This is a genomic window from Dongia sp. (assembly GCF_041909655.1).
GTDB lineage: Bacteria > Pseudomonadota > Alphaproteobacteria > Dongiales > Dongiaceae > Dongia.
Genome location: NZ_JAYRDA010000002.1, coordinates 312,577 through 331,840 on the forward strand (window position 1 = coordinate 312,577; position 19,264 = coordinate 331,840).

Consider the following 19,264-nt stretch of genomic DNA (forward strand, 5'->3'; position numbering starts at 1 on the left):
CCCCGCCGCCGGGGAAAACAAAATCAGATCACCCAACAGGAGGCTATCGATGAATATGCTTTTGAAGGCTGGCGTTGCCGGTCTGGCTCTGGTTGCCGCCGGCAGTTTTGCCGCAGAGGCGAAGACGCCACAGGATACCCTGGTCATGGCCTGGGTGTTCGACGACATCATCTCGCTGGACCCGGCCGAAATCTACGAATTCTCCAGCTCAGAATACATGGCCAACACCTATGACCGCCTGGTGGTCCAGGACCTGGACAATGCCGGGGCCGTCAAGATGCAGGCCGCCGAAAGCTATACCGTGTCCGATGACGGCAAGGTCTTCACCTTCAAGATCCGCCCCGGCATCAAATTCGCCTCCGGCAATGAAATGACGGCCGAGGACGCCGAATTTTCGGTCGAGCGCTATGTGCTTCTCGACAAGAGCCCGGCCTTCATCATGAACCAGTTTGGCCTGACCAAGGAAACAGTCGCCGAGAAAGTCCGCGTGGTCGATGCCGGCACCCTTGAGATCGAACTCGATGCCGCCTATGCGCCGAGCTTCTTCCTGAACTGCCTTTCCTTCACCTCGGCCGTGGTCGACAAGAAGGAAGTCATGAGCCATGAAGAGAACGGCGATCTCGGCTATAACTGGATGCGCACCAATTTCGCCGGTTCGGGTCCGTTCTTCCTGAAGACCTGGAAACCCAACGAATCGCTGATCCTCGATGCCAATGAGAATTATTGGGGCGGCGCGCCGAAGATCAAGCGCGTGCTGGCCAAGAACGTGACCGAAAGTGCCACCCAGCAATTGCTGCTGCAGAAGGGCGATGTTGATATCGCCCGCAATCTGCTGGGCGACCAGATCACCGCCGTCTCCAAGGATCCCAACATCACCATCGCGGCGACGCCGAAGGCGACCGTCTGGTATATGGGCCTCAACACCAAGAACCCGAATCTCGGCAAGCAGGAAGTCCGCCAGGCGATGAAGTATCTGGTGGATTATGACGGTCTTGCCGAATCCTCGTTCAAATCCGTGGGCATCAAGCACCAGACCTTCCTGCCGCGCGGCCAGCTCGGCGCCCTGGAAGACACGCCGTTCAGCTTCGATCTTGCCAAGGCCAAGGAATTGCTGGCGGCAGCCGATCTCCCCGACGGCTTCAACGTAACCATGGACACGACCAACAAGAGCGAGACGCGCGCGCTCGCAGCCTCGATCCAGAACACGATGGCCAAGGCCGGTGTCAACATCATCATCAAGATCGCCGACAACAAGACCACGCTGACCAAGTACCGCGCCAGCGAACACGACATCTATATCGGCCAGTGGGGCTCGGATTATCAGGATCCGCATTCCAATGCCGAGGGCTTCCTGATGGCACCGCTCGCCAAGCGCAATCAATGGCAATTGCCGGAGAACGAGACCGCCGTGCTCGCCGCCCGCGACGAGAAGGACGGCGCCAAGCGCGCGCAGATGTATGTCGACTTGCAGAAGCAGGCCCTCGACGACAGCCCTTATGTCATCCTGTTCCAGCAGGTCGAGAATGCGGCCATTCTCAACAACGTGAAGGGTTTCATCCTCGGCCCCACCTTCGATCTCAATCTCTACAGCAACGTGGTCAAGGAATAAGACTCTGGGTTCGCTGCCCGGCCACGGCCGGGCAGCTTGCCCGCGAGTCCGCGATTCCCGCGCATGAAGTCCAAGTCCATTCTGAAAGCGATCCTGCGCACTTTTGCCTCGGTCGCTTTCACCCTGTTCGGGTTGCTGCTGGTGACCTTCATCATCAGTCGCCTGCTGCCGGCCGATCCGGTCCTCGCCATCGTCGGCGATCACGCGACCGACGAATATGTCGAGCGTGTGCGCGAGCAGCTCGGCCTCAACAAGCCGATCCTGGTGCAGTTCTGGATCTACTTCACCAATGTCCTCCAGGGCGATCTCGGCCAATCCATCCGCACCGGCCAGCCGATCATTGAGGAATTGGCCAATGTCTTCCCGGCGACGCTGGAACTTGCCACGATCGGCACGCTGGTCGGCGTGGTTTTCGGTATTCCGCTCGGCGTCTGGGCCGCCATCAACAAGGATAGCTGGATCGACCATGTCGTCCGCTTCTTCGGCCTGGTCGGCTACTCGGTACCGATCTTCTGGCTGGGCCTGATGGGCCTCCTCGTCTTCTACGCCGAGCTGGATTGGCTGCCCGGCCCCGGCCGGCTCGATTTCGGCTATGAGGACATGATCGAGCCCGTGACCGGCCTGATGACCATCGACACGCTGCTGGCTGGCGAGACCGATCTGTTCTGGAACGCGCTCGGTCATCTCATTCTGCCGGCGACCTTGCTCGGCTATTTCAGCCTTGCCTATATCAGCCGCATGACTCGGTCGCTGATGCTGGGCCAGCTCAGCCAGGAATACATCCTGACCGCGCGGGTCAAGGGTGTGAGCGAGGCACGCATCATCTGGAAGCATGCCATGGGCAACATCCTGGTGCCGCTCATCACCGTGATCGCCCTCTCCTATGGCAATCTGCTGGAAGGGTCGGTATTGACCGAGACCGTCTTCGCCTGGCGCGGCCTTGGTCTCTACATCACGGATTCGATCTTCGGCCAGGATATGCCGGCCGTGATGGGCGGCACCATCGTCGTGGGCGCCATCTTCATCATCATCAACATGCTGACGGATCTGGCCTATCGCGTGCTCGATCCGCGCGCCAAATGAGCGAGGCACCGGAATGACGACCTCCGCTTGGCGGACCTGGCTCCTCAGCGACACGCCGAACTCGCGCTGGCAGGCACGGCTCGGTCGCTTCTATCTCGGCTGGCTGACCTTCGCGCGCAACCCCCTCGGCCTCCTGGGCCTTGCCATCCTACTGGTCCTGATCGCCAGCGCGTTGTTTGCACCTTGGATCGCCCCGCATAACCCGATCTCGGGCGAACTCGATGATCGATTGCTGCCGCCCAGCAGTGAATTCTGGCTGGGCACCGACCAGCAGGGGCGCGACATCTTCAGCCGCATCGTCTATGGCGCCCGCACGACCCTCTTCATCATCGGCCTGGTCGCCATCACCGCCGCCCCCATTGGCCTCCTTATCGGCACCACCGCGGGCTATCTCGGCGGCTGGGTCGAGACGATCCTGATGCGCCTCACCGATGCCTTCCTGGCCTTCCCGAAGCTCATCCTGGCCCTGGCCTTCGCCGCCGCTTTGGGGCCGGGGCTGGAGAACGCCGTCCTCGCCATCGCCCTCACCGCCTGGCCGCCTTATGCCCGCATCGCCCGGGCAGAGACCTTGAGTGTCCGGACCAGTGATTATCTCGCCGCGGCACGGATGACCGGTGCCGGATCGATCCGCATCCTCATCGGCCATATCATGCCGATGTGCATCCCCTCCCTCATCGTCCGCGTTTCCCTCGACATGGCCGGCATCATCCTGATCGCCGCCGGCTTGGGCTTCCTCGGCCTCGGCGTCGCCCCGCCGCAACCGGAATGGGGCGCCATGGTCTCGGAAGGGCGCGAACAGATTCTGGATCAATGGTGGGTCTGCACCTATCCGGGCATCGCCATTTGTATTGTGAGCCTCGGCTTCAACCTGATCGGTGATTCCTTGCGCGACGTTCTCGATCCGCGCGGCAATTGAGGTGGGATGATGACCTCTGACAACACCATCCTCGACGTCCAGCAGCTCAACGTGCGCTTCGACACGCCCAAAGGCGAGTTCCATGCGGTGAAGGACGTCACTTTCCGCATGGGCCGCGAGAAGCTCGCCATCGTCGGCGAATCCGGCTCCGGCAAGACTCAGACCGGCCGCGCCATCCTGGGCCTGACGCAAGGCCATATCACGGCCAAGCGGCTCGCCTTCCACGACACCAATCTGCTGGGCCTCTCGCCCGCCGGCTGGCGTGACATCCGCGGCCGACGCATCTCCATGGTGATGCAGGACCCGAAATATTCGCTCAATCCCGTAATGACCATCGGCGATCAGTTGATCGAGGCCGGGCGGCGCAATGCCAATCCTGCCCGGGCACGCGAACTGGCACTCGAGATGCTGGAGGCGGTCAAGATCCGCGATCCCTTGCGCGTCTTCAAGGCCTGGCCGCATGAGCTTTCCGGCGGCATGGGACAGCGCGCCATGATCGCCATGATGCTGATGGCCGAGCCCGAACTCCTGATCGCCGACGAGCCCACCTCGGCGTTGGATGTGACGGTACGGCTGCAGGTTCTCGCCATTCTCGACGATCTGGTGAAGACCCGCGACATGGGCCTCATCTTCATCAGCCACGATCTCAATTTGGTGCGCACCTTCTGCGACCGCGTCCTCATCATGTATGGCGGCCGCGTGGTCGAGGAGCGCGCGGCGCACGATCTCAAATCGGCAACGCATCCATACACACAGGGCCTGCTCGCCTGTGCGCCGGAGATTGACCATCCTGTTGCGCGCTTGGCCACCCTGCAACGCGAAGCCTCCTGGGCGGAGGCCGCGTCGTGATCAAGGTTGAAAATCTGCGCGTCCATTTCGGCGAGGCCGGCCAGCGCATCGTCGCCGTGGACGATGTGAGCCTGTCCGTGAAGGCCGGCGAATGTTATGGCCTGGTCGGTGAATCCGGCTCCGGCAAGTCGACCATCCTCCGTGCCATCGCCGGCCTGGTCGATCATTGGAGCGGCTTGATCGAGATCGATGGTCGTCCGGTCGGCCGCAAGCGCGACCGGGATTTCTACCGCCTGGTCCAGATGGTGTTTCAGGATCCCTTCGGCTCGCTGCATCCCAAACACACGATCGACCGCATCCTCAGCGAGCCACTCGCCATCCATGGTCTCGACGATGCCGAGAACCGCGTTCGGCATGCGCTGGAGCAAGTCCAGCTCGGCCCCAGTTTCCGCTTCCGCTATCCGCATCAATTGTCCGGCGGCCAGCGGCAGCGCATCGCCATCGCCCGCGCGCTTATCCTCAGCCCGCGCCTGATGCTGCTGGACGAACCCACTTCGGCCCTCGATGTCTCGATCCAGGCCGAGATCCTCAATCTGCTCGCCGACATCCGCCGCGAATTCGGCGTCACCTATCTGCTGGTGAGCCACGACCTCGGTGTCATCGCCCATATGTGCGACCGTTTCGCGGTGATGCGCCAGGGTAAGTTGGTCGAGGTGGCCGCCAACACCGATCTCAATTCCGGCCGCCTCAAGGAACCCTATTCCCGCCAGCTATTGCTGGCGAGCAAGGGCTATGACCGCGCCGTGGTGGACGCCTTCGCCGATATCTGATGCCGGCTACTTGCGGCGCTTGCGGCTCGCGGGCTTGAGGCCGCGCGCCTGCAGGGCGGCCCAGGCCTCGGCTCCGCTATCGACGATATCGAAGATACCGAGATCGGCGGAATCGATGAGGCCGCTTTCGGTCAGCGCCTCGAAATTGATCACCTTGTTCCAATAGGCCTTGCCGACCAGGACGACCGGTGTTGCCGTCACCTTCTGCGTCTGCTGCAGGGTCAGGATTTCGAACAACTCGTCCATCGTGCCGAAACCGCCCGGGAAGACGGCAAGTGCCGCAGCGCGCATGGCCAGATGCATCTTGCGCATCGCGAAGTAGTGGAAGCGGAAGGTGAGATCCGGCGTCGAATAGGCATTGGGCTCCTGCTCGCCCGGCAAAGTGATGTTGAAGCCGATCGAAGGCGCCCCCGCTTCATGGGCACCGCGATTGGCCGCCTCCATGATGCCTGGTCCGCCGCCGGTCGCAATGACGTTGTCGCGCTGACCGTCGACCAAATTGAGGGCGCCGCCTTCCTCCGAGACCAGCCGGCCGAAGGCACGGGCTTCCTCGTAATAGTGGACCCAGCCAGCGGCGCGTTCCGCCTTGGCACGGGCTTCCGGCGTGTTCGCCGCCGCCAGGGCCGCCGCCGATTTCTCCGGCGCAGGGATGCGCGCAGAACCGAACACAATCACGGTCGACCGCACGCCCCAATCACGCAGGATCATGTCGGCCTTGTAATATTCGACCGCGAAACGCAGGCCGCGCAGCTCGTCGCGATTGACCAGGAAGTCGGTGTCCTCCATCGGCAGGATATAGCTGGGCGCCTGCATCTGCAGGCGGTTGTTGGGCTTGGCGGGATCGGTCATGTCGTCTACCTTGTGGGCGAATCGCGTATCGGCACGATCATGCCTCTGCCCGGCCGATTTGTCCCGGCTTGAAATGCCGCGAAAAGCCCGCGACCGACCCGAAGACATGGAGCCTGTCATGACCTTTCCGATCGAGAGCTTTTCGTCCTTCGGCGAGGACCGCCTGATCCTGAAATTCCTCGCCAAGCAGCCGGCGGGCTTCTATGTCGATGTCGGCGCCCATGCGCCCATCGATTATTCCAACACCTATGCGCTCTACCAGCGTGGCTGGCGCGGCATCGCGATCGATCCGGATCCGGATGCCATTGCCGCCTTCCGGCGCGAGCGACCGGAAGACAAGGCCCTGCAGGTCGCGATCGGCACCCATCCCGGCAAGGTGACTTTGCATCTCTTCAACGACCGCTCGATGAACACGGTCGATACGGCGCTTTTCGAGCGCACGCTTGCCAATCCGCGCAAGCGGCATCTCGGCGACATCGTCGTCGAGCGCAAGACTTTAGCGGCGATTCTGGCGGAGCATGTGCCGGCTGGCAGCAGCATCGGCTTCATGAACGTCGATTGCGAAGGGGCCGATCTCGACGTTCTGCGCTCCAATGACTGGGCGCGCTTCCATCCGGCCCTGTTGGCGGTCGAGGATCTTGACCTCAATCTGGAAAGGGTGACGGAGAGCACGATCTTCCGTTTCCTGCGGCCCTTGGGCTATCGGCTGATCTCGCATCTTCATTACACCTCGATCTACCGGCTGGACTGAAAAAAGAAGCGGCGGCCAGGAGGCCGCCGCTATAGTTGGAACAATCTGGTTCGACGCAGCTACATGCTCCGCAGGACTTTCTCGCCCTTGAGGGCGCGCTCCAGATTGTCGCCCTTCTTCAGCACTTCCATGTCATCCACGTAATTGCTCTCTTCCATGCGCCATTGCAGGAAGTGCCAGGCGATCCAGAACGCCACGCAGATGATGAACATCACGAATTCCGAGCCGACAAAGGGATAGAGCGGCCCGATATCCAGCATATTGCCATGCCAGTTTTCAAAAGTTCCAGTGGACATGTTGATATCTCCTCTCTAGCCGATTAACGCAGGACGCCCGAAGCACGCGCTTCGGCAATCTCGGCCTGCAGGAGTTGATCCTCTTCTTCATAACGCGCCGCATATTCCGACAAATCGAGACCGACAAGTTCGATTTCGTGCGGAACCCGCAGCTTGTTGCAGGCCTTCAGGATACCGGCGACGATATAGGCTGGCACGAAGCCCAGCACGAAGAACATGATCACGGCCCCGGCGAAATTGCCCCAGGGCGTGATGACCGCCTCATATTTCTGCGAAGCCGGATAGCCCCACAGCATGAAGCCGGCAATGACCACGCCCAGGAACCCGCCGTAACCATGAACGGCGACGGCGCCGACCGCATCGTCGATCTTGAAGCGACGCTCGACCCAAAAATGCAGCTTGTAGCAGATCATGGGAACGATCGCGCCGATGATCATGGCCTGGAATGGGTGATAGAGATCGTTCCCGGCCGAGGCCCCGATGACGCCGCACAGACCCGCGGAATAGGTCCAGAAGGCATCGCCGCGCGAAATCAGGTATCCACCCATGAGGCCGCCGGACAGCGACATCAGGAAGTTCAACGTGATCGCCGACAACGTCGTCGGTGTCAGATATATGTTCGTGGCCGAGAAGAAGACGCCGTCACCTTCCTGTACATCGATGATCGGAATGTTGCAGGCGACATAGAATCCCCAGAACCCGGTATAGATCAGGAACAAGCCGACCGTGATAAGCCATGGATTGTGCGGCACGATGTTGCGGGGTGTTCCGTCCGGACGGAACTTGCCGATGCGTGGTCCGAGATGGATGAGCACCGCAAGAGCGGCACCGCCGGCGATCGCATGAATGACGCCCGAAGCATAGGCATCGTGATAGCCGAGCACCTGCACCATCCAGCCATCGGGATGCCAACCCCAGGCCGCGTCGATGATCCAGGCGAACGAGCCGATCACCACGGCGATCACCCAAAAGGCGCTTGATCGAACACGCTCGATCAGCGAACCCGAGATGATCGAGGCCGCCGTCCAGGAAAAGAGCAGGAAGGCCGCCCAGAACACGCCGTTGATGCGCGCCCAATATGCCGTGTCGTCGGCGGTGAACGTCGTTGAATCGGCGGGTGCGCCGCCCATATGCGCCCCCATCAACTCGCCCCAGGGTTCGGCCCAGGGTGCCGGAATGATATCGCCGATGATCCAGGGTCCGTTCGGAAAGGCGAAATAGATCCACCATCCGAAGAAGAAGAAGGTCACGGTGACCAGCGGGATCACCATCGTATTCTTCATCAATGTATGCATGTGATTCTTGCGCCGTGATGCGCCTACCTCATACATGCAGAAACCCACATGAATGAGGAACATGAAGACGACCGTCACCCAGTAATAGAATTCGCTGAAGATGATCGTCAGTGCCGTAACTTCATTGTCCATTTCGAGTCCCCTCCCCAAGAATGCGTTGGACGCAGCGATCTCCAAGCGTAAGCAGATCGCTCGTTCTCGACTGGCCAGGGGGATGGGCATGTCTGTCACTTGGCGCGAACAGACCCAAACAACACACATGACAATGGGTCCCGCGAACGGGAACCGAGCGCTTCCTCCTGGCGACATTGCCGGCTTGGCCGGTCAATTCTTTTTCTTTGATTGGGTCGAATTTTATCGGTCGCGCGCTGCTTTCTGCAGCTACCGACCGTAATTTTTTGCCGCCTGTGTCTCCGGCGGAGACTCTCTCGCCTTGCCGACTTGCGCTCGGCAAGAGCGGTGGAAAATCAGACCAGCTTCACCGCAAAGAAACGCAACCCATGGTCTTGCGACGAAAGTCTAATTGTACAATCTGGTATCACGTTTCTCTCGATTCGACCAGATTGTCCGGCATCGAATGCCGGACAATCCATAGTCGATCGCACCCAGCAGCCTTAACAATCGAGCGTGTTGTGCCGCTCCCATTCCGTGAGATGTTTGGTAAAGCTGTTCCACTCTTCTGTCTTCATGCGCACATAGGAATCGACGAATGAATCGCCGAATTGCTGGCGCACCACCTGGCTGCCATCGGCAAGACGCAAGGCATCCAGCAGATTGAGCGGCAGCTTCCGGGCACCTTTCACGGTATGGCCTTCGGTATACATGTTGATATCGAGGCGCTTCCCGGGATCGCGGTTGTTGGCAATACCGTCGAGGCCTGCCGAGACGATGCCGGCCTGCAGCAGATAGGGATTGGTGGCACCATCAGCGAGACGCAATTCGAACCGCCCCGCATCGGGCACGCGGATCATATGCGTGCGGTTATTGCCCGACCAGGTGATCGTGTTGGGCGACCAGGTCGCCCCCGAGGTGGTGCGCGGCGCGTTGATGCGCTTGTAGGAATTGACCGTCGGATTGAAGAAGGCGCAAAGGGCCGCGGCGTTATGCTGGATGCCGCCAAGGACCTGATAGGCGAGTTTGGAAAGACCCAGTTCACCCTTGGGATCGCTGAACAGGTTCTTCTTGCCGCTCTTATCCCAGAACGAGATATGAGCGTGCGCGCCATTGCCGGTCAGATTGCTGAACGGCTTGGGCATGAAGGTCGCGCGCAAACCATGCTTCTCGGCGATCGATTTCGCCATGTATTTGAAGAAGACATGGCGGTCGGCGGTCAACAGGACGTCGTCGTAATGCCAGTTCATTTCGAACTGGCCATTGGCGTCCTCGTGATCGTTCTGATAGGGCTTCCAGCCCAGGGTCAGCATGGCATCGCAGATTTCGGTGATGACGTCATAGCGGCGCATCAAAGCGAGCTGGTCATAGCATGGCTTGTCGGCGGTATCCGCCGCATCGGCGACGGCCTTGCCGTCCGGCGTGATCAGGAAGAACTCGCATTCGACACCGGCCTTGGCGCGAAGCCCCTTCTTCTCTGCTTCCGCGATCTTGCGCTTCAGCAGGTTGCGCGGCGAATCCGCGACCGGCTTGCCGTCCATCCAGAGATCCGAGGCAAGCCAGGCGACCTCCGGCTTCCAGGGCAATTGGATGAGGCTCTCGGGATCCGGCTTGGCGAAGAGGTCGGGATGGGCCGGCGTCATGTCGAGCCAGGTGGCGAAGCCGGCAAAGCCGGCACCGTCGCGCTGCATTTCGCCGATCGCCGCCGCCGGCACCAGCTTGGCGCGCAAGGCGCCGAAAAGATCGGTGTAGGAGATCAGGAAATACTTGATCTTGCGTTCCTTCGCGACCTTGGCGAGGTCGGTAGCCATGGCAAAGCCCCCTATGTGTAAAGCCTCAAGGTTTCATGATGTTCTTGTTTTCTTGCGCATTCTTGCAAATGCGATCAGTAACCCCCGCTCCCCTGACCGGGAATCCAGTTGGTGCCCGCGAGTGGAACGCGGGCCATGGCGGCGGATTCAACCGTCAGCGCGACGAGATCGTCCGGCTCCAGATTGTGGACGTGGCTCTTGCCGCAGGCGCGCGCGATGATCTGCGTCTCCATGGTGAGGACCGCCAGATAATTCGCCAGCCGATGGCCGGCCTTCACCGGGTCGAGACGGGCAGCGAGTGCCGGATCCTGCGTGGTGATGCCGGCGGGATCACGGCCTTCATGCCAATCGTCATAGGCGCCGGCCGTCGTGCCGAGCTTCTGATACTCGGCTTCGAGGCTCGGTGCATTGTCACCCAGAGCGATGAGCGCCGACGTACCGATGGCGACCGCATCGGCACCAAGCGCCAGGCATTTTGCGACATCGGCGCCGTTGCGGATGCCGCCGGAGACGATCAGCTGCACTTTTCTGTGCATGTCGAGATCCTGCAGCGCCTGCACCGCCGGCCGGATGGCCGCCAGGATGGGCAGACCCACATGCTCGATGAAGACTTCCTGCGTCGCCGCGGTGCCGCCCTGCATGCCGTCGAGCACGACCACGTCGGCACCCGATTTCACGGCCAGCGCCGTATCGTAATAGGGCCGTGTGGCGCCGACCTTCACATAGATCGGCTTTTCCCAATTGGTGATCTCGCGCAGTTCCGTGAGCTTGATGGCAAGATCGTCCGGCCCGGTCCAATCCGGATGCCGGCAGGCCGAACGCTGGTCGATGCCGATCGGCAGGTTGCGCATCTTGGCGACGCGCTCGGTGATCTTCTGCCCCAGCAGCATGCCGCCGCCGCCCGGCTTGGCGCCCTGCCCGATCACGACCTCGATCGCATCGGCCTTGCGGAGATCATCCGGATTCATGCCATAGCGCGAGGGCAGCAATTGATAGACCAGGATGTTGGAATGCCCGCGTTCTTCCTGGGTCATGCCGCCATCGCCGGTGGTGGTGCTGGTTCCCATCGCCGAGGCGCCCCGGCCCAGCGCTTCCTTGGCATTGCCGGACAACGCGCCGAAGCTCATGCCGGCGATCGTCACCGGAATCTTGAGCGAGATCGGCTTCTTGGCAAAACGCGTGCCGAGCACGACATCAGTGCCGCATTTTTCGCGATAGCCTTCCAGCGGATAGCGCGAGATTGAGGCCCCCAGGAACAGCAAATCGTCGAAATGCGGCACGCGGCGTTTGGCACCGCCGCCGCGAATGTCATAAATACCTGTCGCGGCCGCGCGCTGGATCTGGGCAATCGAATGCTCGTCGAAGGTCGCGGAGAAACGCGGCGGCGTATGGAAGGGGCTATGGTCACTCATCTTGTTCATTCCCCTCAATACGCATCGACATTGTCGACGTGGAAATTATAAAGACTCCGTTTGGAGCCATAACGCTTGAATTTCTTTGGATCGGCATCGATCCCGGCCTGTTTCAGCAAGCGGCCGAGCTTCGCCAGGTGATGCGGCGTCATCTTTTTCTCGATGCAATCCGACCCCAGACTCTCGACCTTGCCCTGGACATAGAGCCGCGCTTCGTAGATCGAATCGCCAAGGCTTGCCCCGGCATCGCCACAGACCACCAGGGCGCCCGATTGCGCCATGAAGGCGCTCATGGCACCCACCGATCCCTTGACGACGATGTCGATGCCCTTCATCGATATGCCGCAGCGGGTGCCGGCATCGCCTTCGATCACCAGCATGCCGCCCTGTCCGGTAGCGCCGGCGGCGGAACTCGCGGTCCCTTTCACGCGGACTTCTCCGGACATCATATTTTCGGCGACACCGACCCCGCATTGACCATGGATCACCACGGTCGCCTTCTGATTCATGCCGGCGCAGTAATAGCCGATATGGCCGTTGATATGGACCTCGATCGGCTGGGTGAGGCCCACCGCGCAGGCATGCTCGCCATGGAGGTTGTTGAGATGCCAGACCTTCTCATTGGTATCGGTGGGGAGGCTCTGGAGCTTGCTGTTGACCTCGCGGAGCGAGGTCTTGGTCAAATCGAACGCATTCATGATCAGTGCAGGCTCCAGCTATAGACGGTTGCCGGCGCCGGCTCCCAGATCTTCGCCTTCTCGATATTGGGGAGATAGGCAAGGCTGCGGAATTCCGAGGCCATCGCCACCCAATCGTCGTTTTCAGCCAGCACCGCTGGCTTGCAGGCGACGCCGTCGCGCAGCACCGCAAAACCGTCCTTGGTCCCCATGGTGAAGGTGAAGAAGCCGTCGAGATCGACCAGACCCGCTTCCAGCGCCTCGTTCAACGTGGCGCCTTCCGCCAGGCGATGGGCGAAGTAGCGCGCCGCCACTTCGGAATCGTTGTCGGTGTCGAATTCCTGACCATGGCGACGCAGCCATTTCCGGAGATTGTTGTGATTCGACAGCGAGCCGTTATGGACCAGGCACATATCCGGCGCCGGGGTGAAGGGATGCGAATGCTCGGTGGTGACGGCGCTCTCCGTCGCCATGCGGGTATGGCCGATGGCGTGGCTGCCCTGCATGCCGGCAAGGCCGTAGCGCTTGGCGACGTCGACCGGCAGGCCCATATCCTTGTAGACTTCCATGAGCTTGCCATAGCCCATGATGCGCACGTCCGGGTGCTTGGCCTTGAGCCAGCGGATCACATCGGCCTCGGTCGCCGACGCCGTCAGCAGGGCATGATTGCCGCGCTGTTCGGCATCGATCTCGATGTTGAGATCGGTCCCGAGCTCCCCCGCCAGCGCCCGCCAGGGATAGCTGGTATCGGCATTGAACAGCGTGAGCTTGCAGCGCTCGCCGGCCACGGGGCTGTGATAGACGGCGATCCCGGCGCTGTCGGGTCCGCGATCGGTCATGCCGATCAGCATGGTTTCGACATGCTTGCCGAGTTCCGGCTGCAAGGCCGGGTTCTTGAGGAAGAGGCCGACAATTCCGCACATGGCGTCGCTCCCGAAACGTGAGGCTAATCGATTGGCGATCAAGATAACGGCTGGCGCCGCCCTGTCAAGCCGGGTGAAACTTTGTTTACCTACAGGAAACACCCAATCAGCCGCGCGCCAACCCGTCCGTTGGGGCCGTCAGTCGTTGTCGCGGGTATAGGTAATGATGCTGAGAAAACGGGCCGGCAGCTTGATCAACTGCTCCGGGCCATGCGGCACATCGGAATCGAAATAGAGGCTGTCGCCGGGCCGCATGTGATAGAGCTTGTCGCCATGGCGGTATCCGACCTCGCCCTGCAGCATATAGATGAACTCGACCCCGTCATGCTGGAAGATCGGAAAAACATCCGAATCCTCGGTCAGCGTCACCAGATAGGGCTCCACCGCCAGGCCCCGGCTGAAACCGTGGCCCAGCAAGGAATATTGGTGCCCCGCCCGGGTGCCGCGCCGCTCGATCGGCAACCCCTGCCCCGCCGAAACAAAGGTGGCCGAACGTTCCTCCTCGAAGCCGCGGAAGAACGATGTCACCGGCACCTGGAGCGCCTGGGAAAGCTCCTGCAGGGTGGCGAGGGAAGGCGAGGTCTGGCCATTCTCGATCTTCGACAGCATCCCGGCGGAAAGCCCGGCGGCTTGGGACAATTGCGCGACCGTCATGTTGAGCTGATGGCGGAAATTCCGGACCTCGCGGCCGATCGCCGATTCCAGCGAGCGTTTCTTGCCGCTGAGCTGATGCGGATCCTGCTCCAATTGGACCGATTTCCGGGCTGGCGCGCCGGCGACGGATTTGGCCCGCAGCGCCTTGCTTTCCGGCTTTCTGTTCTTGCCCGCTTTCGCAGTCTCGCGCGGCATTCCCCACCCCTTTTGCCGACTCATTCTGTCGATATGGGAGCATAACCGGTCAAGAGGCGCCCGTCATGCCGCGCGATTCGGGCAGCCCGAGTCAGGCAGCCTGGCGGTCCTGCCGGGGGCTCACACTGAATTGCCGGCGATAGGCCTTGGCGAAATGCGACAGCGAAACAAAGCCGCAGGCGATGGCGATCTCGGCCACGCTGAGTTCGGTCTGGCGCAGCATCCGGCGCGCGCGCTGCAAGCGCAGCTGGGCGTGAAATTTTGCCGGCGTGCAGCCGAGATAGCGCTTCGAAAGACGTTCGAGCTGACGCTGCGAGACGCCCAGCTCGCGGGCAAGCCGCGCCGGCGAGACCGGCTCCTCGACCGTGGCTTCCATGCGCTGGACGGCGCGCTGGACGACGGCGTTGCGCACGGCTCCCCCCAGCAGCACTTGGCGCTGGCCCTCGGTCGCCCCGCGGATACCGCCATGCAGGAATTGATCGGCGATCTGGCGCGCAAGATCCCGCCCGTGATGGCATTGGATCAGTTCCAGCATCATGTCGAGCGCCGCCGTTGCGCCGGCGCAAGTGAGGATGCGGCCATCGACCACGAAGAGGTCGTTCAGCAGATCGACATCGGGGAAAGCCTCGCGGAACGAATCTGCATAATCCCAATGCACCGTGCAGCGCCGGCCGCCCAGCAATCCGGCCCGGGCCAGCAGAAAGCTGCCGGTGCTGACGGCCGCCACCGCCAGCCCCGCCCGGTGCAGGCGCCGCACGGCCGCTTCCAGGCTGGGATAGCGTTTCGATTCGGCATGGGTCGCGGCACAGACGATCACCATGTCGAAGACGCCCGGATCGAGTTCGGCGATCGATTTGGCGGCGACTTCGATGCCGCCATTCGATTCCACATTGCCCTGGGCGGGACCGAACAGATCCCATTCATAGAGCTTGCGGCCCGACAATCGATTGGCACCGCGCGCCGGTTCCACCACCGAGGCAAAGGACATCAGGGCGAAACGAGGAACCAGGATGATGGCGAGCCGGAAGGGCGCCGCGCCGATGGTGCGGGCCGCCGCGAAATCCGCGATTTCGCTATCGCTCATCTTCCGGGCCCACCGTTGCTCATGTCTCCAGATCTTGCAAAGCCTGGAGACCGACCGGCTTGCCGTCGAATTCGGCCGCCGCATCCATCAGACATGACCAGAGATATTCGGCCGACGCAATATCGGCCAGCACATGATAGGCCGGGTTCATCCGCCCCTCCTTTGCCTTGCGATCGGCGCGGATCACGATGGCGCTCATTTTCGCCATCGAAGTCTGCGCGATGGCGCCGTCGGCAAAATGGTCGCGCCGCAAATCGACGCCGCACATCCTGGCGAACATCTCCGGCACGCATGCGCCGGTCACCATGAACCAGGCATGGCTGTCCTGGCGCGGCATGGGATAGCCCTGCTGCGGCCGCGGTGCATTGGCTGCCCATTGCCAGGCCGAGTTCAGCCGCTGCAGCAGCGCACCGCTGCCGGCCAGCGAATCCAGCAGGAAGATTTCGGTCGGCGCGAGGCGTGCCGCCAGTTCACCGCCTGCCTGCGCATAAGCCTTGTTGCTGTCGGGGCCGATGGCGAGACCCTGAGTATTCAGCCACTCGACCGTGCCTTTCCCCTTGAAGCCGCCATGTGGCAGGACCGAAAGATCGGCGATGCCCAGGCGCCGCGCGGTTGCCAGTTCGGCCTCCCGGTCACCACCGAAATGAAGCGGCACAGCGCCGCCATTCACTTCGCCGAATTGCGCGCCCTGGGCGGCGAGAAGGCGGTAGATGAAGCTGCGACGCTTGAGCGAGGTGGGGGCGATGGCGTTCATCTCACATCTCCTGCCGCTTGTTGTCGGGATCGTAGAACGGATATTTGGTGACGATACCGGTGATGCGCCGGCCGCCATCGATCTTGATCTCGAACTTGTTGCCGGGCGCCGCGCCGTCGCCATGGACGTAAGCGAGGCCCACGACCTTGCCGAGGCTCGGCGAGCGCACGGCCGAGGTCACCCGGCCGACGATCTCCTCGCCCTTCAGAACCAGATGGCATTCCTCCGGACAGGGATCGCTGTCATTGGCAAGGGTGAAGCCGACCAGTTTCCGGGCGAGTTTGCTCCGGGCCATGATCTCGGTCGAACGGCCGCCGATAAAGAAGGGCTTCGATTTGGCAACCGCCCAGGCCATGTCGGCTTCCCAGATATTGGTGAGGCCGTCGGTATCCTGGCTGACGATGATATGGCCCTTTTCCAGACGCAAGACGCGTTGCGCCTCGACCCCGAAGGGACGAATGCCTTCCGCCTTTCCCGCTTCCATCAACGCATCCCACAGCGCTTCGCCATAGCTTGCCGGCACATGGATTTCGTAGCCCAGTTCGCCCACGAAGCCGACCCGCATCAGTCGCGCCGGAATGCCGGCGACAGTTCCCAGCCTCACGCCCATATAGGGGAAGGCTTCCGCCGAGAGATCGATATCGCTGCAGACTTTCTGCAGAACCGCACGCGAGCTCGGCCCGGCGATGTTGATTCCGGCATAGGCGGCGGTCACGTTCGCCACGTCGACGTCGAGCCGCCATTGCGCGTTCCAGAACAGCATCTGGCGATAGACCCCGTCGACACCGCTGGTCGTCGCGGTGACATAGAAATGCTCGTCATGGAACCGGCAGGCGACACCGTCATCGGTGATGACGCCGGAATTGTCGGTCATCAGCACATAGCGCGAGCGGCCGATCGGCTGCTTGGCATAAGCGAAAGTGTACATGCGGTTAAGGAATTCGGCCGCATCCGGCCCGCGCACGTCGAGCCCGCCCAGGGTCGAGACATCGATCAGCCCGACATTCTCGCGCACCGCCTTCACTTCGGCGGTGATCGCCTTGTCGCGATCCGCCTTGGCACCGTAATAAGCCGGCCGCCACCAGATACCGGCCGGCATCATCTGCGCACCCAGCTCCAGATGCCGGTGATGCATCGCCGTCCGCCGTTCGGGATCGAAGACGCGGCCGGCGAGATGGCCGAACTTTTCCGGCGTGTAAGGCGGGCGCTGCGTGGTCACGTTCATTTTGGCGATATCGGCGCCGGTCTCGCGCGAGACGATGCGGACCGAAGTTACCGCCGAATGGCGGCCCTGGCTCGGCCCCATGCCGACAGTGGAATAGCGCTTCAGCAATTCAACATTGTCATAGCCGTCGGCGATGCCGTTGATGAGATCGTGATATTTGAGATCCTCGTCGAAATCGACGAAATCGAAACCGCGCTCATGGGGGAAGATCGGCCAGGGATGGGTGCGCCCGACATTGCCTTTCTCGCTGGGTGCTGCCGGCAGATCGGCGACGGCAAGCCCCGCATCCCTGGCCGCAAGCGCTCCGGCGCGGCGGCCGTCGGCCAGCACGGCATCGAGATCATAGGCATTGTTGACGGACCCCGCCGCATGCACATTCGCCGGCAATTCCGTCGGAAAGAACATGTGGGAATCCGGGCAATAGCCGAATTTGGCACCGGCATGGTGCAGCAATTGCCCGGCCGGGCTGAAGCCAACCGACATCAGGATGAGATCGCAGGCCACCGTCTCGCCGCCCGGCGCGAAGGCGCCTTCACCCGCGACCGGCGCCAGCACGGCGCCGGAGATATGCGTCTTGCTGGCATAGAGCGCCTCGCTGATGCCATATCCCGCATGGACTGCAACACCGCGCGCCTTCGCAGCGGTGATGAGCGGCGAATGCGGCAGGCTCTGGCGGAGATCGGCGATCGCCGCCACCTCAACACCCGCATCGAGAAGATCGAGTGCTGCGCCATAGGCATCGTCATTGGCGGCAAGGATCACCGCCTTCCGGCCCGGCCGCACGGCATAGAGATGCAGGAGGCGCTGTGCCGCACTTGCCATCATCACGCCGGGCAGATCGTTGTTGCGGAACACCGCCGGCTGCTCCAGCGAGCCGGTCGCGACCACCACCGATTTCGCCCGCAGCTTATAAAAACGGTTGCCCTTGATCACGGGCAGCCAGTGATCGGCGAAATAGCCCGAACAGATGGCCCCGGTCATGACCGAGAGATTGGCGCGACCCTCGACGCCCCGGATGAGATCATCGCGCACGCTCACGCCGCGTTTCCCCTCCGCGTCGAAACGAGCATAGCCGAGACTGCCGCCCAGGGCCTCGTTCTCCTCAATGAGGATCACCTCGGCGCCCGTATCCGCAGCGGCTTTCGCGGCCGCCAAGCCCGCCGGCCCGCCACCGATCACCGCCACATCGGCGAAGAGATACTTCTTGTCATAATAGCTGTGATGGAAATCGGCCTTGGGATCGATCGCCCCCAAACCCGTCATCGCACGCACGATCGGCTCCCAGAACTTCCAGGACGACTTCTTCTCATGGAAGGTCTTGTAATAGAAGCCGACCGGCAGGAAGCGATGCGCCAACTCGACGATGCGTGCCATGTCGCTGTCGAAGGAGCCGAAATAATTCTGCGCCTTCACCTTCAAGCCATTCCGCGCCGGATATTTGTCGGCGAGGCAATTCGGCTCCTCGGGCAATTGCACCAGGGTGTTGGCATCCTGCCCCGCCATGGTGAGCACACCGCGCGGGCGGTGATATTTGAACGAGCGCGAGATCATCCATTGATCATTGGCACAGAGCGCCGAGGCGATCGTGTCGCCGGCAAAACCCTCGATGCGGCGGCCCTCGAACTCGAAGGCCAGCGGCTTGCTGCGGTCGATCAGGCGGCCATAGGGTGCCGCCAAGCGGTTCAACTGGCTCATGACCGCGTCTCCGCTTTCGCCGCGAAGTCGACGCGGGAATTGAAGACATCGCCCGCCGCATAGGTCTTGACGATCTCGTCGGTCACGGTGTTCCGCTCGGCAATGAACCAGAACGAGGTCGGCACATGGCACCACCATTCGCGCACCAATCCCGCCTCGTTGTTCTCGAGGAACAGGAATTCGGCCCAGGCCTTGTCGTCGGTCGCCGCCGGATCCGGCATCGGCTTCACCTCGCCACCCCAGACGAATTCGCTGATATTGCGCGGGCCGTTGAGCGGACAATTCATGATCTTCATGGTTTCTCT

18 protein-coding genes are annotated in these 19,264 nt (G+C 61.9%); 6 read left to right on the forward strand and 12 right to left on the reverse strand.

Annotated elements, in window-relative coordinates; translation table 11 throughout:
* The first annotated feature begins 49 nt into the window (after positions 1-49).
* The 5 genes from ACE3PR_RS04625 to ACE3PR_RS04645 all read left to right on the forward strand — a co-directional run bounded on the left by ACE3PR_RS04625 (position 50) and on the right by ACE3PR_RS04645 (position 5,227).
* Positions 50-1,609: an ABC transporter substrate-binding protein gene (locus tag ACE3PR_RS04625; protein ID WP_374368699.1), complete on the forward strand. Its 1,560-nt coding sequence runs from the start codon at positions 50-52 to the stop codon at positions 1,607-1,609.
* Positions 1,610-1,672: 63 nt separating this feature from the next.
* Positions 1,673-2,692, forward strand: a complete 1,020-nt coding sequence (locus tag ACE3PR_RS04630) for an ABC transporter permease (protein ID WP_374368701.1) — start codon at positions 1,673-1,675, stop codon at positions 2,690-2,692.
* Between the two features lie 13 nt (positions 2,693-2,705).
* Positions 2,706-3,608, forward strand: coding sequence for a nickel transporter permease (gene nikC / locus ACE3PR_RS04635; protein WP_374368703.1), 903 nt, complete (start codon positions 2,706-2,708; stop codon positions 3,606-3,608).
* 9 nt (positions 3,609-3,617) lie between these two features.
* Positions 3,618-4,457: an ABC transporter ATP-binding protein gene (locus tag ACE3PR_RS04640; RefSeq protein WP_374369324.1), complete on the forward strand. Its 840-nt coding sequence runs from the start codon at positions 3,618-3,620 to the stop codon at positions 4,455-4,457.
* Positions 4,454-5,227, forward strand: a complete 774-nt coding sequence (locus tag ACE3PR_RS04645) for an ABC transporter ATP-binding protein (RefSeq protein WP_374368705.1) — start codon at positions 4,454-4,456, stop codon at positions 5,225-5,227. Before ACE3PR_RS04640 ends, ACE3PR_RS04645 begins: the two co-directional genes overlap by 4 nt.
* 6 nt (positions 5,228-5,233) lie before the next feature.
* Here ACE3PR_RS04645 and ACE3PR_RS04650 read toward each other — a convergent pair whose 3' ends face one another.
* Positions 5,234-6,076: an LOG family protein gene (locus ACE3PR_RS04650; protein ID WP_374368707.1), complete on the reverse strand. Its 843-nt coding sequence runs from the start codon at positions 6,074-6,076 to the stop codon at positions 5,234-5,236.
* Between the two features lie 118 nt (positions 6,077-6,194).
* Here ACE3PR_RS04650 and ACE3PR_RS04655 point away from each other — a divergent pair, with 118 nt between their 5' ends.
* Complete coding sequence (locus ACE3PR_RS04655) at positions 6,195-6,827, forward strand: FkbM family methyltransferase (protein WP_374368709.1); 633 nt, start codon at positions 6,195-6,197, stop codon at positions 6,825-6,827.
* A gap of 59 nt (positions 6,828-6,886) precedes the next feature.
* On the opposite strand, the gene ACE3PR_RS04660 is transcribed toward ACE3PR_RS04655, so the two are convergent.
* The 11 genes from ACE3PR_RS04660 to ACE3PR_RS04710 all read right to left on the reverse strand — a co-directional run bounded on the left by ACE3PR_RS04660 (position 6,887) and on the right by ACE3PR_RS04710 (position 19,255).
* Positions 6,887-7,123: a hypothetical protein gene (locus ACE3PR_RS04660; protein ID WP_374368711.1), complete on the reverse strand. Its 237-nt coding sequence runs from the start codon at positions 7,121-7,123 to the stop codon at positions 6,887-6,889.
* 23 nt (positions 7,124-7,146) lie between these two features.
* On the reverse strand, positions 7,147-8,550 hold the full coding sequence (locus tag ACE3PR_RS04665; protein ID WP_374368712.1) for an ammonium transporter: 1,404 nt from the start codon (positions 8,548-8,550) through the stop codon (positions 7,147-7,149).
* Positions 8,551-9,032: 482 nt separating this feature from the next.
* Positions 9,033-10,340 carry a type III glutamate--ammonia ligase gene (glnT, locus tag ACE3PR_RS04670; RefSeq protein ID WP_374368714.1) on the reverse strand — a complete coding sequence of 436 codons (1,308 nt, stop codon included), beginning with the start codon at positions 10,338-10,340 and terminating at the stop codon, positions 9,033-9,035.
* Positions 10,341-10,414: 74 nt separating this feature from the next.
* Positions 10,415-11,752, reverse strand: a complete 1,338-nt coding sequence (locus tag ACE3PR_RS04675) for an FMN-binding glutamate synthase family protein (protein ID WP_374368716.1) — start codon at positions 11,750-11,752, stop codon at positions 10,415-10,417.
* A 14-nt stretch (positions 11,753-11,766) separates the two neighbouring features.
* Positions 11,767-12,450 carry a protein glxC gene (locus tag ACE3PR_RS04680; RefSeq protein ID WP_374368718.1) on the reverse strand — a complete coding sequence of 228 codons (684 nt, stop codon included), beginning with the start codon at positions 12,448-12,450 and terminating at the stop codon, positions 11,767-11,769.
* A gap of 2 nt (positions 12,451-12,452) precedes the next feature.
* Positions 12,453-13,352, reverse strand: coding sequence for a glutamine amidotransferase family protein (locus ACE3PR_RS04685; RefSeq protein ID WP_374368720.1), 900 nt, complete (start codon positions 13,350-13,352; stop codon positions 12,453-12,455).
* Positions 13,353-13,490: 138 nt separating this feature from the next.
* On the reverse strand, positions 13,491-14,201 hold the full coding sequence (locus tag ACE3PR_RS04690; RefSeq protein ID WP_374368722.1) for a helix-turn-helix domain-containing protein: 711 nt from the start codon (positions 14,199-14,201) through the stop codon (positions 13,491-13,493).
* 91 nt (positions 14,202-14,292) lie between these two features.
* On the reverse strand, positions 14,293-15,285 hold the full coding sequence (locus ACE3PR_RS04695; RefSeq protein ID WP_374368724.1) for a GlxA family transcriptional regulator: 993 nt from the start codon (positions 15,283-15,285) through the stop codon (positions 14,293-14,295).
* Between the two features lie 19 nt (positions 15,286-15,304).
* Positions 15,305-16,039 carry a hypothetical protein gene (locus ACE3PR_RS04700; RefSeq protein ID WP_374368726.1) on the reverse strand — a complete coding sequence of 245 codons (735 nt, stop codon included), beginning with the start codon at positions 16,037-16,039 and terminating at the stop codon, positions 15,305-15,307.
* A gap of 1 nt (position 16,040) precedes the next feature.
* Positions 16,041-18,959, reverse strand: coding sequence for a 2Fe-2S iron-sulfur cluster-binding protein (locus tag ACE3PR_RS04705; RefSeq protein WP_374368728.1), 2,919 nt, complete (start codon positions 18,957-18,959; stop codon positions 16,041-16,043).
* Positions 18,956-19,255, reverse strand: a complete 300-nt coding sequence (locus tag ACE3PR_RS04710; RefSeq protein ID WP_374368730.1) for a sarcosine oxidase subunit delta — start codon at positions 19,253-19,255, stop codon at positions 18,956-18,958. Before ACE3PR_RS04710 ends, ACE3PR_RS04705 begins: the two co-directional genes overlap by 4 nt.
* Positions 19,256-19,264 lie beyond the last annotated feature (9 nt).

Coding starts and splice junctions, on each gene's coding strand:
- ACE3PR_RS04625 (WP_374368699.1), top strand. CDS start 50: ATGAATATGCTTTTGAAGGCTGGCGTTGCCGGTCTGGCTCTGGTTGCC.
- ACE3PR_RS04630 (WP_374368701.1), top strand. CDS start 1,673: ATGAAGTCCAAGTCCATTCTGAAAGCGATCCTGCGCACTTTTGCCTCG.
- nikC (WP_374368703.1), top strand. CDS start 2,706: ATGACGACCTCCGCTTGGCGGACCTGGCTCCTCAGCGACACGCCGAAC.
- ACE3PR_RS04640 (WP_374369324.1), top strand. CDS start 3,618: ATGACCTCTGACAACACCATCCTCGACGTCCAGCAGCTCAACGTGCGC.
- ACE3PR_RS04650 (WP_374368707.1), bottom strand. CDS start 6,076: ATGACCGATCCCGCCAAGCCCAACAACCGCCTGCAGATGCAGGCGCCC.
- ACE3PR_RS04655 (WP_374368709.1), top strand. CDS start 6,195: ATGACCTTTCCGATCGAGAGCTTTTCGTCCTTCGGCGAGGACCGCCTG.
- ACE3PR_RS04660 (WP_374368711.1), bottom strand. CDS start 7,123: ATGTCCACTGGAACTTTTGAAAACTGGCATGGCAATATGCTGGATATC.
- ACE3PR_RS04665 (WP_374368712.1), bottom strand. CDS start 8,550: ATGGACAATGAAGTTACGGCACTGACGATCATCTTCAGCGAATTCTAT.
- glnT (WP_374368714.1), bottom strand. CDS start 10,340: ATGGCTACCGACCTCGCCAAGGTCGCGAAGGAACGCAAGATCAAGTAT.
- ACE3PR_RS04675 (WP_374368716.1), bottom strand. CDS start 11,752: ATGAGTGACCATAGCCCCTTCCATACGCCGCCGCGTTTCTCCGCGACC.
- ACE3PR_RS04680 (WP_374368718.1), bottom strand. CDS start 12,450: ATGAATGCGTTCGATTTGACCAAGACCTCGCTCCGCGAGGTCAACAGC.
- ACE3PR_RS04685 (WP_374368720.1), bottom strand. CDS start 13,352: ATGTGCGGAATTGTCGGCCTCTTCCTCAAGAACCCGGCCTTGCAGCCG.
- ACE3PR_RS04690 (WP_374368722.1), bottom strand. CDS start 14,201: ATGCCGCGCGAGACTGCGAAAGCGGGCAAGAACAGAAAGCCGGAAAGC.
- ACE3PR_RS04695 (WP_374368724.1), bottom strand. CDS start 15,285: ATGAGCGATAGCGAAATCGCGGATTTCGCGGCGGCCCGCACCATCGGC.
- ACE3PR_RS04700 (WP_374368726.1), bottom strand. CDS start 16,039: ATGAACGCCATCGCCCCCACCTCGCTCAAGCGTCGCAGCTTCATCTAC.
- ACE3PR_RS04705 (WP_374368728.1), bottom strand. CDS start 18,959: ATGAGCCAGTTGAACCGCTTGGCGGCACCCTATGGCCGCCTGATCGAC.
- ACE3PR_RS04710 (WP_374368730.1), bottom strand. CDS start 19,255: ATGAAGATCATGAATTGTCCGCTCAACGGCCCGCGCAATATCAGCGAA.